Genomic DNA, 14822 nt, shown 5'->3' on the forward strand with positions numbered 1-14822 from the left:
GCTAGAGGGGCGGCTTTCCGCTCGCAAGCACGGTCACGCGGCGCCCGCGCCGCCCGACTTCAGGGCGAGCGATCGCATGAACGCGATCGCTCGCGCGGTCGCGTCGTCGAGCGAGGCGCAGCGGGTCATCCAGCCCGGATAGAGCGCCATCTGCGCCCACAGGTAATTTCGTCCTTCGACGTCCGGCGCCACGTGCGCGAAGGTGCGAATGCCGCGGCCGGCGAGGAAGCCCAGCTCGCAGCGCGAGGCCAGCGCCAGGGTGGTCTCTCCGGTCGGGACGCCGCCGATGACCTTCCGGCGGGCGAGGTGGAAGATCACGCAGGACGCGCCGAGCATCCCGCGGTGCTCGCGCGCGACCAGCGCGTCGATCTCCGCCTGCCGCGCGTCGCCGTTCGACGCGTCGATGGTCGCCCAGCCGTCGTCGCTCGGCGCGAACCAGGAGAGGCCCGCCGCGGCCAGCGCCGCGATGATGCCGTCGCGCCAGTCGCCCGAGTTGCTCCCATAAACAGCGACGTAAGGCGTCGACGGGATCTCCATGGCGCGGCAGCGTCCCCGCGATGGCCGGCCGCGGCAAGCCCCTGGGGGCAGCGGCGCTGCCGCGGCGCCGCGCCGCTCCTTCGGCCCGCCGGCCGGCGCACATCACATCTCCTCGAGCTCCTTGCCCTTCGTCTCGGGGATGAACGCGACGACGAACACCAGAGAGGCCGCCGCCGCGGCGGTGTAGAGCCCGTAGGCGATGCCCAGCCCGGCCACCTTGAGCGCCGGGAACGTGGCGGTCACGAGGAAGTTCGCCAGCCATTGCGCGGCCGCCGCGATCGAGAGGGCGAGGGCGCGAATGCGGTTCTCGAACATCTCCCCGAGCAGCACCCACGTCACCGGACCCCAGGACGCCCCGAAGCAGAAGACATAGAGATTGGCCGAGAGCAGCGCGACGGGGCCGGCGGCGCCCGTCAGCACCGGGTTGCCCGCGGCGTCCTCGCCCGCGGCGCCGAACACGGCCGCCATCGCGCCGAGCGTCAGCGCCATGCCGATGGAGCCCGCGATGAGCAGCGGCCTGCGCCCGACGCGGTCGACCGTCGCGATGGCGACGAGGGTCGTCGCGATGTTGGTGACGCCGGTGATGACCGTGATGGCGAGGGAGCTCCGCTCGGAGAACCCGACCGCCTGCCAGAGGACGCTCGAGTAATAAAAGATGACGTTGATCCCCACGAGCTGCTGAAACGCCGATAGACCGACGCCGATCCAGACGATGCGGAGCGGCCCGGGGCGCCCCCGGAGGTCCGCGAGCCTCGGCCGGCGCTCGGACGAGAGCGTCCTCTGGATGTCGAGGAGCTTCTCGCCGGCGGCTCGGCCGAGGAGGCCGCGAAGCACGGCGAGCGCCTCGGTCGCGCGCCCCCTCGCCGCGAGGTAGCGCGGGGACTCGGGGATCAGCAGCGCGCCGAGCCCATAGAGGAGCGCCGGCGGGATGGCGCTCCAGAACATCCATCGCCAGGCGCTGGCGCCGAGCCAGAACGGGCTCGACGCCGAGCCGGCGGACGACGCGATGGCGTAATCGCCGAGCAGGGCGACGAAGATGCCGAGCACGATCGCGAGCTGCTGGAGCGATCCGAGGCGGCCGCGCAGGTGCGCCGGCGCGACCTCGGCGATGTACGCCGGGGCGACGACGCTGGCCGCGCCGATGGCTGCGCCGCCGAGCACCCGCCACGCGCTGAAGTCCCAGGGCGAGACCGCCGCCCCCGAGCCCGCCGCGCTCACGACGAAGGCCAGGGACGTGACCAGCATGGTCCGCGTGCGGCCGTGGCGGTCGGCCAGCCTGCCCGCGAGCACCGCGCCGGCGGCCGCGCCGAGCAGCGCCGAGGACACGGACAGGCCGACCGCGACCGTGTGCGCCGTGAACACCTTCTCCAGCGCGCCGACGGCGCCGTTGATCACGGCGGTGTCGAACCCGAAGAGGAAGCCGCCCAGCGCCGCGACGGACGCGATAAGGACGACCCGTACCGTGGACGGCGGCTTCTCACCGCGTCCGTCCCCCTGCTGCGCTGCGGGCACGCCCATGCTCGCGGTGAACCACGAAGCGTGCCGCCGGCGCCTCGACCGTCCTGAGGCGCCGCAGCGACGGACGGGCGCCGCCCGCGCGCCCGGCGCGCTGGACGGGCGCTGGACACGGGCCTCCGCGCGCGGGCGCCTGGCCGGCGGAGCGTTCCGCGGGTACACAGGCTCTTCATGACCTCGACGCTCCTTGCCTTCTGCGGCGCCGCGCTGGTGCTGGCCGTGATCCCGGGGCCGAGCACCGCCGTCATCGTGCGGCAGGCCCTGCGCGGCGGGCGCCGCGCCGCCCTCGCCGCCATCGCCGCGAACGAGCTAGGCCTCCTCTTCTGGGCGCTCGTCGCGGCGCTCGGGGCCTCCGCGCTCGTCGAGGCCTCCGCGGTCGCCTACGACGTGCTCCGCATCGCCGGCGCGGTCGTCCTCATCGCGCTCGGCGCTCAGTCCATCCTGGGTCGGCGCCGGGCCGGCGACGGCGATGCGGGATCGGGCGCCCGCGAGCCCGCTGCCGGCGGGTGGAGCGCCTTCCGCATCGGCCTCCTCACCATCCTGGCGAACCCCAAGGCGGCCGTGTTCGCCGCCTCCTTCCTGCCGCAGTTCGTGCCGGCCGGCGCGCCGACGCTGCCAGCGCTGCTCGTCCTCTCGCTGGTGTGGGTCGCCGTGGACACGGCCTGGTACCTGGCGCTCGTCCTGCTCCTCGGCCGGCTCCAGGCGGCCATGTCCGGCGGCCGCGTGCGCCGGACGCTCGAGGCGGTCTCCGGCGTGGTCCTCGTGGCGCTCGGCGTGCGGATGGTCCTGGAGCGCCCCTGAGCGGAGCGCGGCCGCTCCGCTCACCGCGCGACGAGCGGCCCTTACGGCTTGGTCACCTCGAAGGAAGCGACGTTCACCGAGCCGCCGAGCGACTGCGTGGCGTAGTTGAAGATGCCGAAGCGATAACCGAGGAAGAACTGCCAGTTCTTGTTCATGTTGAGCGTGTTGCCCAGGCTGGTGAACCGGGCGCCGTCCGTGCTGTAGGAGAAGCGCGCTTGCCCGCCCCCGCCATCCGAGCGGACGTTGGCCTCCACGCGCAGCCAGATCTTGCCGCCGGACACGTCGGCGCCGGCCACCTCGTTCCCCTTGCCCGTCGTGGTCCAGGAGGTGTTCATGTTGACCCCGCTGGTCATCACGACGCGCGTCGCCCCGTTTGCCTTCTTGACCCCGATCCACGCCGACACGTCGCGCAGGGCGGCGAGGCCGGCGACGTCGCCGTTCTGCATCTTGGTGTAGTCGAGCTCGATCGTCGCGATCGAGACCGGCCCTTCGACGCGGCGGGTCAGCGTGTTTCGAGCGGCATAGAGGTCGTCGGTCACCGTCGCCGTTTGCAGGGTCAGCCCAGCCCCGGAGGACCACTTGCTGTTGTCGGGGTTGTGGTTCCACTCCCACTCGGGCCTCAGGGTCTCTTTCGCGAAGGTGTCCTTGCTCGGCGGCGGCTTCACGCGATTCGATCCGCAAGGCAGGTCCGGGAAGGGGTACGTACCGCCCCATTTGCCGTCCACCAGGGTGACCGAGGGCCAGCCGTCGGTCCAGGTCATCGGGGCCATGACCGGGATGCGGCCAGCGGGGTACGAGTCGTTGAATCCCATGTAGTACCAATCCCCGTTTTGCGTCTCGACGACGCCGCCTTGATGCGGGGATCCGCCGGAGCCCGGAGCGCCAGCGTAGGGCAGCTTCACCGCGAAGGGCCGCAGCTCGTAGGGACCGAACGGCCCGTTCTTCGAGCGCAGCACATACTCGCCATTCGCATACTGCGTGACGAAAATGTAGTAGACTCCATCCTTCTTGATGAAGCGGGATCCCTCCAGCGGCCCCGAGATGTTCCCCGGCGTCTGGAACACGTTCTGGCTCTTGACCTGGCTGAAGCCGTCCGCGCTCAGCTGGGCCACGCTGATCGTGTTGTTGCCGTACGCCACGTACATGGTGTCGTCGTCGTCGATCAACAGCCCCATGTCGTAGTAACAACCACCTTTGTGCTTCTCCCACGGGCCCTCGGGGGACTTGGCGGTGAAGACCCAACCGCCGCCCGCGTTGTGCATGCAGCCCATCCAGTAGAAGGTCTCGTTGCTCTTCCGATACTGGAGCGTGGACGCCCAGATGCCGTTCACATAGGATCGACCCCTGGTCAGGTCGTACGACGCGTCGAAGTCGAGCACGGGAACGGAGTGTGAGACGTATTCCCAGTGGACCAGGTCGTAGGAGCGGAGCAGGGGCGCCCCAGGCGAATAGTGGAACGTGGACGCCGTGTAGTAGTAGGTGTCGTCGACGCGGATGACCTCCACGTCGGGGAGGTCTTCCCAGATGACAGGATTGGAGTAGGTGTCAGGGCAGACGGCAGGGGCGACGCCGCCGCCGCTGCCGCCGCTGCCGCCGTCGCCGCCGGCGCCCTCACCGCCGCTGCCGCCGTCGCCGCCGCTGCTGGCGCCGGCGCCGGCGCCCTCACCACCGCTGCCCGCCGGGGCGCCGGTGCTGGCCGAGCTGCTGCTGCTGGAGGTCGACGACGAAACGCCCGTACCAGAGGAGGCCGCCGCCTGCGGCTCCGGGTTGTCCTCACCGCCGCAAGCCCCGAGCAATGCCGAAACCACAAGACCAGTCACCAGGCTCGAACGAGCGTGATCCATGTTGAGCACCTACTTCATAAGTTGATTCGACACGCATGCATGGCGACGGCGATCGCCATGACGCCAAGCGGTACGGCCTGGTCGCGTGGTCGCCGTAGGTCATTCGGTGGAAGGGCCCGAGGTGCCTGCTCCACCTCCTCCTCCGTCGCCCGGCTTCGTCGAGATCCAGGGTTCCGGCGTCTATTGTTAACGTTAACACGGTGATGTCAACAAGAATTCGCCCGCGGCCGAGCCGAACTGTTAACGCTCACACGAGACCGCGTCTCACAAGGATGAATTTGCGAAGTGTAGGCGGAACGGTCGTCGACCACGCCGCCGCAGTGGTCGTGCACCCTGGACGGCTGCGGGTGCTCCTCCCACGCGAGCTCGTCCGCCGCGAGATCGATGCTGAGGAACGTCTCGTGATGGGTCTCGGTCGCCGCGCCGCCATCGATCTTCCAGCCGCCGGTGACATAGAGCGTGGGCCGCCTGCGCCGCCCGGACGGCACCCCCGTCAGGCTCGACGAGATGCCTTCGAGCCGGGCGATGCGGGGCGAGACGATCCCCGGTGAGGAGATCGTCATCCACCGGGACGGCGGCGCGTGCCGGACCTTCCTCATCGCCGCCGCGCCGCTCCGCGACGGCGAGGGGACGATCACCGGCGCCGTAGTCGCCGGCGAGGACATCAGCCCTTTGAAGGAGCTGGAGCGGATGCGCGAGGAGTGGACCAGCGTCATCGCCCATGAGCTGCGCCAGCCGATCAGCGCGATCGTCTTCAAGGCCTCCATGCTCGCGAAGCAGGCGCAGTGCAGCGACAGCGCGCGGCACATCCTGGCGAGCGCGATGCAGCTGAGCCGGATGATCAGCGATCTGCTCGACGTCTCCCGCCTCGAGTCGCGCCGGCTGGAGCTCAGCCGCGCGGAGGAGGAGCTGCCTAGGCTCTTCTCCCGCTACTACCGGACCCGAGAGGCGAAGACAGGAGGCGCCGCCGGGCTGGGCCTCGGGCTCTACATCGTGCGAGGGATCTGTCGAGGCCCATGGCGGGCGGGTCTGGACCGAGAGCGCGCACGGGAGGACGACGTTCCGGCTCGCGCTGCCGCTGCCGTAGCGCGCCGGCCTTCCGACCGGGCGCGCTGGTGACATCTCAGCGCCGCGGACAAGACGGCGCGGCGGGATTTGCCTCCGGCGCGGCGTCACCGCCTGCAACATCTCGTCGACGCGGGCTGACCCGGGGAGAGATTGCCCGCGGAGACGCGCCCTCGCTGCCTGCTCCTGGCCACGGGGGTTGCCCGTCGCAACCGCCCGCCGAGCGGGATTGTATGGATTCACGCGCTTGCCGAGCGCTGGCGCAGCCGTTGCAACGCTCGCCGGATGTCGAGACGGCCATCGGGGAGCTCGCTTCATGGAGTGTTTGCATGCGATCCGGATCGTGAACGGTGACAGCGCACCAACCCGGCTGGCCTGGAGGGGGCCGAGGAGCTCCCCTCGGCGGTCAACGCTTCCGGATCGGGACGGGCAGAGTTTCTGGAACCCACAGGCGCGAAAGGTACTGTGCACATGCACGCCGAGAACGAGGAAGCCACGAGCGTCGACGTGAGCCCACAGATCGTCTTCCAGCTCGTCAATGCCGCGGGCCCGGGGCTGACCGCCAACGTCATCTACATCACGACCGACGCGACGTACAACCAGCTCACCTTGCAGGTTGGCCTGACGTCGGGCTCGGTCACGTTGACGCCGGGGGCGATCACCGACCCGTCCACACCGCCCATGTCCGGGACCGTCTTCTACCTGGATCTCTCCCAGCTCCAGCTCTCCGCCCAGGTGCTCGCCGGATTGAAGCTCTCGGCGGACGGCTTCACCTTCAAGACCTTCCCGGCCTCCAGCGTCGTCGGCATGACGCCCACCGTCGCGAAGAGGTTGTCTGCCGGCACCTCGGGCGGCCTCTCCATCACGATCAGCGGCATGGAGGTGCCCAAGGCGCTCGGCACTCCCACGGTGCAGCTCTACGTGACGTACTACGGCGTGCCCGCCGTCCAGGGCATGTTCTCGAGCTTCCAGGTCGCGCTCGTGGCCCGCCCGGACGAGCCTTCCGGCTTCCTGCCCGACGTCCTGGCCGTGGGCCTCGATCAGAGCACGATCGTGAGCAGCGATCTCCCGCTCCGCCGCGCCGAAAACGCGATCTCCCTCCAGCTCTCGCCGGGCGCGACGGGCACGGTCGTCAACGCGGGGCCGAGCACCGTCTTCTCGGTGAGCTTCGTGTACGGCGCGACCGGGGACAGCTTCGGGTTCGGCGCCCTCACCGACGTCACGAACGCCTGCAGGATCGAGGCGAAGGCCGGCCTGAACGCGGACGGCTGGTGCATCACCGCGCACCGGAATGAACAGGCCCCATCCTGGACGCTCCAGCCGCCCGAGGGCGCGCCCATCGTCGGCAGCGGCGTGCTGGCGATCGTGGCCTTCGACTTCACCAACATCGTGACGACGTACCAGCCGGGGCCAACGGCGATGGTGATCGCGTTCGCGAACGTGCCCGGTTATGCCGACGGCGTCTACACGCTCGTGCTCAACAAGGTCCCCCACGTGGCCATCGACTCGCTGGAGGTGACGCCGAACCCCACGTACTTCCGGAACGGCAAGGCCACGGTGACGGTGTCGTGGAGAGCGCGGTACGCGACGAGCCTCACGTTGGCCTATAACGGCAAGCAGCTCGAGGTGACCGGAGAGACGCACACGCAGGTCAACCTCACCGCGGAGTCCACCGTCTTCAACCTCACCGCCACCGGCCGGGGCGGGGGCGCGGTCAACAGAGACTCTGCGCCTCAGACGGCCACGGCGCTCCCGGTCATCAACTCGTTCACGGGAGCGCCCCTCGATATCTACTGCGGGTCGGCCTCCCACGACGCGACCTTCGCGTGGGCCGTCGACATTCCGGACGGCGTCCTCGTGTCGCTCACGAGCACCGGCGACGCGTTCGGCGGACAGACGTTCAAGGCCACCGGCACGACGAACGCGACGCTCACGGGGCCGCAGGTCATCACGCTCGCGCCGAACCTCGCCACCCCGAACCCGGCGCTCACGCGGAAGCTCGTCGTGTCCGCGTTCAAACCCCAGGTGTCCACCCAGCCGCTGCCGGACGCGACGACCGACGTGGTGTTCTCGCCCACCGCGCCTTTCGTGGCGTTCCTGTCCCAGAGCCAGAACAGCATCCTCGTCATGGATACGGTGAGCTACGAGATCCAGCGGACGCTGCAGGTCGGCACCCGACCGACGTCGCTCGCCATCTCGCGGGACGGGGCGCTCCTCGTGACCACCAACAGCGACAGCAACGATGTCTCGCTCATCGCGGTGACCGCTCAGGGGACGGGGCTGCCGGCCTTCTCGGCCGCGACCTCGGTCAAGCTGCCCGCCACGCCGAGCCGCGCGGTCATCACGCCGGATCGCCAGCGCATCTTCGTGACCGTGGGTACGCAGGCCGGCGCCTCCGGACAGGTGGTGTCGCTCGTCCGGTCCGGCGAGGCGTACGTGATCGAAGGGACGGTGGACGTCGGCGCGGCGCCCGCCGGGATCAGCTTCGACGCCTCCGGGAACCGGCTCTTCGTGGCGAACTCGTCCGACGGAACCGTGTCGGTCATCGCCCTCGATCCGCGCGGGGCGCTCGGCTTCGTGGTGGAGGTCATCGGGGGGCTGCCCGGCTCGCCCGTCGACGTGGCCGCGACGTCCAGCGGCAAGCAGCTCCTCATCGCCTGTCCGCAGCAGAACGCCATCGTCGTGGTCGACCCGAACTACCCGGGCACCGCGCCTCGCAACACCGTGACCGTGGGCAATGGACCGCGGGCCATCGCCCTCACTCCGGGCGGCGGATACGCGTTCGTGGCCAACCAGTTCGACTCCACGGTGTCGCTCCTGAGCACGTGGGGCCCGCCGGCGTCCGCCGCGGCCGCGGGGGACCCCATCCCGGTCGGACAGAGCCCGTACGGCTTCGCCTACGGCATCGCCGCTTCCCAGGACGGCCTGATGGTGGCCGTCGCGACCGAGTACGCGACCGGCTTCGGCCTCATCACGCTCGGTACGTACGTCGCGGCGCCGGAGACCCTCTCGATTCCCAATCAGCCCACCGACGTGGCAGCCGCGCCCGATGGGTCCGTCGTCTTCGCATGGCACGACGCGGCGGTGCCTGCGGCCGGTCACCTTCCGCCCGGGATCCTGGTCTACAACCTCACGCACGGGCAGATCTCCGCCGTCCTCGCGAGCCAGCCGATCCTCGGGTGCGTGTTCTCGCCCGTCGCCTCGGACCAGCAAGCGATCGCGATCACGCAGGGCGCGGCGGCCCTCTCGTTGATCCGCACGACCGACCTCACGGTCACGAGCGTCGATCTCTCCTCCGCGATGAAAGGCGCTTTGCCCCTGTCGATCGCGATCTCCGGCGACGGACAGACGCTGTTCGTCCTGCTCGGCACCTCGTCGAGGCGCTACGGCCTGCTCGTGCTCACCAAGAGCAGCGGCGCGTGGACGCCGGGCCAGACGGTATCGCTCTACCAGGGCAGCGGCGCGGGCGTCGTGATGCTCCGGTCCACGCCGGATGGCTCGGCGGTGTTCGTCGTGGATCCGGCCGCGCCCGCGGTACGCGTCGTGCGGAGGGCCTCGGACGGCACGTACAGCCTCGATCCCACCGTGGTGCCCGCGGACGCGAGCGCCCTCGACGCCACGATCCTGCCCGACGGATCGACCGCGTACGTGCTCAACGCCGGCGCCCAGTACAACACCGTCACGGTGGTCGACGTGGCGACGCTCGCCGTGCGCACGGGGGCCATCCCGCAGGCGTTCGTGAACCTGCGCGGCCTCATCGCGTCGCCGGACGGCAGGCGCCTCTACGCCACGGACGCGAACGCGGCCGCGCTCCGCATCCTGGACCCCGCCTCGCTCCGGATCCTGCAGACGCTGCCCCTCAACACCGAGCCGTCCGCGGCGGCGGGGGCGGACGGCCTCGCGATCCTGCCGGACGCGTCGCGCATCTTCACGGCGAACACGCGCGGGCAGGGGAGCGGCGGGGCGGGCGCGCAGGGCAGCCTCGCCGTGATCGACGCCGTGCAGATGGGGATGTAGAGCGGCCTCGGGGCGGCGGCATAAGGGAGGAAACGATCTCCATGGGAAGCTATTCCGGCCTTTTTTTGCGGCACGATCTCGGGCAGACGCCGGGACAGGCATCCTCCGGGTGGTCCGAATCTCCGGATCTGATCGCCTACCAGGTCGACGGGGAGCCGGCGATCCAGCCGGACCTCACCCAGTTCACGTCCCCCGGGGGGTACGATAACCCGTTCAGCGCCAACGTCATCGAGAACAACCCCAATTACATCTACATCCGCGGCCTCAACACAGCGAACGGAGCGCAGCAGTCGCGCGTGTACTTCTACTACACCGAGAGCGACCTGATGAGCTGGCCGGCGAACTGGCGGAGCGACAACATCAGCGTGGCGAACGTCGCCCAGAACTGGATCGACATCGTCGCGACGAACGCCAACCAGCTCGTGGTCGGGCAGCTCCCGCTCGTGTGGGTTCCGCCGACGCTGACGGGCAGCCAGTGGGATCACTACTGCATCGTGGGATGGGCCGACAACAGCATGAGCCCGCAGCCGCCCGTCCTCCCGAGCTTCAGCAGCGTCGACGACCTCGGGCAGTTCATCATGGCCCACCCGAACATGGCCTGGCGCAACACCACCGACTACTCCTCGCCGCCTCCCGACTTCGTGTACGGCACCAACCTGACCATGCCCTCGAGCGGCGGCACGATCTACCTCTCGGTGTCGTTCTTCAACGTCCCCGGCGACGGGATCTTCTCGGTCAACTTGCAAGGCACGGACTCGTCCAACACCGTGTCGCTGCAGGGCGCGAGCGTCTCGGACTACCGGGGTGGGTACATGCCGCGCAGCGCGCTCTCCTACCCGCCCGATTTCCAGACCTCTGTCCTCGTCACGCACATACCGGGCGGGACCCCGCTCCCGGCGAACGCCAAGATCACGGTGGCCCCGCTCCTGCAAGTGGGACCCTCGCTGATGGCATTCCACCGGACGGTGAACGCGCCGAACGGCATCCCGAGCCCCTTCTTCACGACCAGCGCGAGGGACGACGACCTCAACCCCGTGCAGGTGACCGTGATGCCGGTAGGATCGCAATCGTACAACCTCAAGTTCGGCGGCGCCGGCGCGCCCGGCAAGAAGGCAGCCTGATCATGATCACCACCACCGCGAAGAGACAGGCCGCCGTCACCGGCATCGTCCTCCGCCAGAAGCTCGGCCAGGCCCCCGCGGGCCCGGCTCAGTACAGCGCATCTCCGGATCTGCTGCTCATCGGCGCGGCGGACGCGTTCGATACGACGGTGTTCACCGACCCCGCGGGCTACGACTGGTACTTCTTCCAGGCGCCCGTCATCGGCGAGCCGAACTACCTCTACGTCCGCGGCATCAACAAGAACCCCGCCGGCATCCAGAAGGCGCGCGTCTACCTCTACTTCGCGCAGAGCGACGAGATCCTGAATCCGTGGAAGTGGCAGTCCACGGGCTTCACCGTGAACGGGAACGCCCAGAGCTACCAGGACGTCAGCGCCGTGTCGCAGTGGCAGTACGTCGCGACGACGACACCCTTCCTGTGGACTCCGCCCACGCCGAGCACCTCGGGCGCGTCGTACTACCTGATCGCGTGGGTCGACAACTCCGCGAGCCCGAGCCCGCCCACCTGGCCCACGACGCCCTTCGCGAGCATGGACGCGCTCGGCGCTTACATCCAGCAGAACGGCAACATGGTCATGCTCGACACGCTCTATCGCGGCGGGTTCGTCCGTCAGTTCCCCGGACAGACCATCGCCGCGGAGGGTACCGGCGCCCAGACGAGCCCGGACATCATCGTCTTCGGCGCCGCCGCGGCGCAGGACGTGGCCGCCCTGGCCAGCCAGAGCGACTATGACGGCGGCACGCTCCGGCAGACCCTCGTCATCGGCCAGCCCAACTTCCTTTACCTCCGGGCGCTCAACACGGCGAGCGGCGCCGGCACAGCGCGCGTCTACCTGTTCTGGGCCACGACGGGCCAGCTCTCGCCGACGGGCTTCTCCGGAGCGGGGTTCACCGTGGCGGGCGTCCCCCAGAACTGGGTGGACCTCACCGCGACGGCCAGCGGACAGGTGATGGTCTCGACCGTGCCCATCGTGTGGAATCCGCCGTCGCCGCCCGCGGGCCAGTCGTACGTGCTCATCACGTACGCGGACGCGAGCGCGAGCCCGCAGCCGCCGGACTTCTCCCCGTTCGGGTACATCGACCCCGCGGGGGCGACGCAGCTCCTCGCCACGCACCCGCAGATGAGCTGGCTCTCCACCACGGCGTCGTCGCCGGCCCGGCCGACGGCGAGCGAGGTGGCGGCCATCAGCACGCCGGCCGCGGCGCACAGCTATTACGTGGGCGTGCAGCTCACGAGCATCCCCACGGACGGCGAGCTGTCCGTGTCGATCCCAGGTCCCGACGGCGCGAACACGGTCGTCGCGACGTCCATGAGCATCCCGGCGCCCGGCGCGCTCATCGCGTGGCCGGTCCAGTACCCCGCGTCCTTCCAGACGAGCGTGGTGTGGTCGTACTGGCAAGGCGCGACCGCGCCCTCGGGGTCCTTCGGGATCTCGGTGACGCTCCTCATCCTCCTCGAGCCTTGAGGGATCATGTCGACCCGCGACGAGCACAAGGCTGCTTTCCGGCAGCTCCTGGATCTCCTCCACGCGTCCCTCGACACGTGCGCGGCCGCGATCCGCGCGCTGCCGGGGGCCCCGGAGCAGGCGGCGCTGGAGGCGCACTTCGAGGTCCTCCTCGATCGGCACGCGGACCTGTACGGCATTGGCACGTACGAGAACAACGTGACCAGCGCCATCTTCTCGTCCGCCGTCCACAACGAGGCATGGATGGCGCTGGAGCACGAGGCCGAGGCCTCGCGGCCGCGCGTCACGTCCGAGGAGGAGCGGCAGGAGCTCCTCGCCAGGGCCTCCTTGCACCGGCGGCGCGCCCACGCGCTGATCGACGCCTGCCGGCGCGGCCCGCGGCTGCGGGTGCCTCGGGGCATCCCGCACGTGGATCCCTATCGCGGCGTGTACATCGCGCCGGACACCCCCGAGGTGCGCCGCCTGCTCATGTACGATCGAGAGCCGTTCATCCGCTTTCGAGACGGCGTGGTCGCGACCGTGCGCGACAGCCGGATCGCCGATCTCCAGGCCCTGGGCGCCGCGGTCATCGTGCTTTACCTCGATGGCGACGCGCTCCACGACGCCGCCGTCGAGGCGACGCAGTCCGCGGCGGGGCAGCCCGCGCTGGAGCGAGACCTCGCCGCTCGCCTCGAGTACTCCGAGCGGGAGGGCCAAGGGGTCGGTGAGCCCTTCGCCGCCCAGACGCGGCGCGCGCTGCTGCACCAGAGTCACGTGCTCCGCAACCTCGGACGCCGCGCGGCCTCGGAGCACCCTGCCGCGCACGAGGCGATGTCTCCGGTGTTGCGGGAGCACACGGCCATGCTCCTCGATGCGCTCGCCGCGTTCCCGGTCGCGCCGGCCGCGCGCGGCGGGCCGGAGGCGCTGCTGTCCGCCGTCGTGGACCAGGAGCGCCGGATGACCGCCCACGCGGCCACCTGGGCAGTTCGCGCCAGCGCGGAGGACGCCGCCGGGCTCCGCGCCCACTTCGAGGCGGCGCAACGCCCCTCCGACGCTCTCACCCCCTTGGTCCGAAACACCGCCCACTGAGGACGAACGATGCCGCCGCCCCAACGCACCGCCTCCGATCATTACCACTTCTACACGTACGACTACCCCGCCTCGGCGGCGCCGTGGACGCTGTCGCCGGCGGTGGTCACGAGGAACAACATGCAGTTCTACAGCATGCAGCAGGATCTCCAGGGGCTCGCGGACTACGCGGCCACCCGGGGCGTCCCCGGCATCCACATCTTCCGAGCCGGCGCGACCGTGCCCGACGACGTCGGCGTGGACCGGGACATGACCGTCCTGGCCTTCGGCGGTGGGTTAGGGAGGCCGGCGGCCATCATCACCGGGGGGATCCACGCGCGCGAGTGGGTCGCCCCGGCCATCGCCTACCTCATCGCGGAGTACCTCATCGTCAACTACACCGCTGCTCCGGTCGGCCGCTACCAGACCGCGATCCGGAACCTGGTGGACAACCGCCGGCTCTACTTCGTGCCGATGCTGAACCCCAACGGCAACTGGTACACGGTGTACAGCACGGCCGCGAACAGCCGCTACTGGCGCAAGAACCGCGACACGCTGCCGACCACCCAGGCGGGGTGGCTCGCCGCGCTCCAGCGCGGCGTGCCGCCGGCTCCGAATCGGCCGTTCGTGAACGTGGCGGCGACCGGGGCGAACGTGAGTTATGAGACCCCGCTCTACGCCCGGCCCCTGCCGGGGCGCAACAGCCCCTTCACCATCGTGCCGGCGGCGGTCTTCGGCGTGGACCTGAACCGCAACGCGACCACGACGTACAGCGGGTACAACACCTTCTACAACGGGCGCCCGGACAACAACACCGACCCCACGAGCGAGAGCTACTTCGGACCAAGCCGGGCGTCCGCCCTCGAGACCCGGAACATCGAGGCGACCATCGCCCACATTCGCACTAACGTGAGAGTGAACGTCGATACGACGATCGACTACCACTCCTACGCGCAGCAGATTCTCTATCCCACGGAGGCATCCGACCGCGGCTTCGTCGACGCGAGCTACAAGAGCCTGGGGCTCATCCTCCAGGCCCTCATCGCGACGTCGCTGTCGTGGTCCTGGTCGTACCAGTACGGGCTCGGCACGCCGGTCAGCCAGATCAAGTACGACGCCGTTGGCACGCTCGCCGATCACTGCGCGACCCAGGCGAACGCGCGGGCGTTCGTCATCGAGCTGGATCCGTCGGGGAATCTCGGCCTCGCCGGGTTCGAGCTGCCGGAGAACAAGATCATGGGGGTGTTCGAGAAGAACATCCGCGCGGCGCTCGCCCTCATCGCCGCGGCGGGGCAGCCCTCCCAGGCCACCGCGCGGCGGATCCTGTACCACTCCATCAACTCCGCCTCAGAGCAGGAGTTCATGGACTGGGACGTCTTCGGCCGAGGCAACCAGCTACCCCTCTAGAA

10 protein-coding genes are annotated in these 14822 nt (G+C 69.9%); 7 read left to right on the forward strand and 3 right to left on the reverse strand.

All coding sequences use genetic code 11. The features are described from left to right. Positions 1-33 precede the first annotated feature (33 nt). Both WME98_RS18110 and WME98_RS18115 read right to left on the reverse strand, forming a co-directional pair. On the reverse strand, positions 34-537 hold the full coding sequence (locus WME98_RS18110) for a hypothetical protein (RefSeq protein WP_437952421.1): 504 nt from the start codon (positions 535-537) through the stop codon (positions 34-36). 102 nt (positions 538-639) lie between these two features. Next, positions 640-2055: a sugar porter family MFS transporter gene (locus tag WME98_RS18115; protein WP_437952422.1), complete on the reverse strand. Its 1416-nt coding sequence runs from the start codon at positions 2053-2055 to the stop codon at positions 640-642. A gap of 168 nt (positions 2056-2223) precedes the next feature. On the opposite strand from WME98_RS18115, the gene WME98_RS18120 reads away from it, so the two are divergent. Then, complete coding sequence (locus tag WME98_RS18120) at positions 2224-2853, forward strand: LysE family translocator (RefSeq protein ID WP_437952423.1); 630 nt, start codon at positions 2224-2226, stop codon at positions 2851-2853. Between the two features lie 41 nt (positions 2854-2894). On the opposite strand, the gene WME98_RS18125 is transcribed toward WME98_RS18120, so the two are convergent. Further along, positions 2895-4697 (reverse strand): glycoside hydrolase family 43 protein, encoded by a 1803-nt coding sequence (locus WME98_RS18125; RefSeq protein ID WP_437952424.1) that lies wholly within the window; start codon positions 4695-4697, stop codon positions 2895-2897. A gap of 507 nt (positions 4698-5204) precedes the next feature. On the opposite strand from WME98_RS18125, the gene WME98_RS18130 reads away from it, so the two are divergent. The 6 genes from WME98_RS18130 to WME98_RS18155 all read left to right on the forward strand — a co-directional run bounded on the left by WME98_RS18130 (position 5205) and on the right by WME98_RS18155 (position 14820). Then, on the forward strand, positions 5205-5816 hold the full coding sequence (locus WME98_RS18130) for a histidine kinase dimerization/phospho-acceptor domain-containing protein (RefSeq protein ID WP_437952425.1): 612 nt from the start codon (positions 5205-5207) through the stop codon (positions 5814-5816). A gap of 417 nt (positions 5817-6233) precedes the next feature. Further along, positions 6234-9779: a beta-propeller fold lactonase family protein gene (locus WME98_RS18135; protein ID WP_437952426.1), complete on the forward strand. Its 3546-nt coding sequence runs from the start codon at positions 6234-6236 to the stop codon at positions 9777-9779. Between the two features lie 41 nt (positions 9780-9820). Continuing rightward, positions 9821-10900: a hypothetical protein gene (locus tag WME98_RS18140; RefSeq protein ID WP_437952427.1), complete on the forward strand. Its 1080-nt coding sequence runs from the start codon at positions 9821-9823 to the stop codon at positions 10898-10900. Between the two features lie 2 nt (positions 10901-10902). Further along, positions 10903-12366 (forward strand): hypothetical protein, encoded by a 1464-nt coding sequence (locus WME98_RS18145; protein WP_437952428.1) that lies wholly within the window; start codon positions 10903-10905, stop codon positions 12364-12366. Between the two features lie 6 nt (positions 12367-12372). Beyond that, positions 12373-13434, forward strand: a complete 1062-nt coding sequence (locus WME98_RS18150) for a hypothetical protein (RefSeq protein ID WP_437952429.1) — start codon at positions 12373-12375, stop codon at positions 13432-13434. Between the two features lie 9 nt (positions 13435-13443). Continuing rightward, positions 13444-14820 (forward strand): M14 family zinc carboxypeptidase, encoded by a 1377-nt coding sequence (locus tag WME98_RS18155; protein WP_437952430.1) that lies wholly within the window; start codon positions 13444-13446, stop codon positions 14818-14820. Positions 14821-14822 lie beyond the last annotated feature (2 nt).

The organism is Sorangium sp. So ce296, assembly GCF_051529605.1.
GTDB lineage: Bacteria > Myxococcota_A > Polyangia > Polyangiales > Polyangiaceae > Sorangium > Sorangium cellulosum_D.

Coding starts and splice junctions, on each gene's coding strand:
- WME98_RS18120 (WP_437952423.1), top strand. CDS start 2,224: ATGACCTCGACGCTCCTTGCCTTCTGCGGCGCCGCGCTGGTGCTGGCC.
- WME98_RS18110 (WP_437952421.1), bottom strand. CDS start 537: ATGGAGATCCCGTCGACGCCTTACGTCGCTGTTTATGGGAGCAACTCG.
- WME98_RS18130 (WP_437952425.1), top strand. CDS start 5,205: ATGCCTTCGAGCCGGGCGATGCGGGGCGAGACGATCCCCGGTGAGGAG.
- WME98_RS18145 (WP_437952428.1), top strand. CDS start 10,903: ATGATCACCACCACCGCGAAGAGACAGGCCGCCGTCACCGGCATCGTC.
- WME98_RS18135 (WP_437952426.1), top strand. CDS start 6,234: ATGCACGCCGAGAACGAGGAAGCCACGAGCGTCGACGTGAGCCCACAG.
- WME98_RS18115 (WP_437952422.1), bottom strand. CDS start 2,055: ATGGGCGTGCCCGCAGCGCAGCAGGGGGACGGACGCGGTGAGAAGCCG.
- WME98_RS18155 (WP_437952430.1), top strand. CDS start 13,444: ATGCCGCCGCCCCAACGCACCGCCTCCGATCATTACCACTTCTACACG.
- WME98_RS18150 (WP_437952429.1), top strand. CDS start 12,373: ATGTCGACCCGCGACGAGCACAAGGCTGCTTTCCGGCAGCTCCTGGAT.
- WME98_RS18125 (WP_437952424.1), bottom strand. CDS start 4,697: ATGGATCACGCTCGTTCGAGCCTGGTGACTGGTCTTGTGGTTTCGGCA.
- WME98_RS18140 (WP_437952427.1), top strand. CDS start 9,821: ATGGGAAGCTATTCCGGCCTTTTTTTGCGGCACGATCTCGGGCAGACG.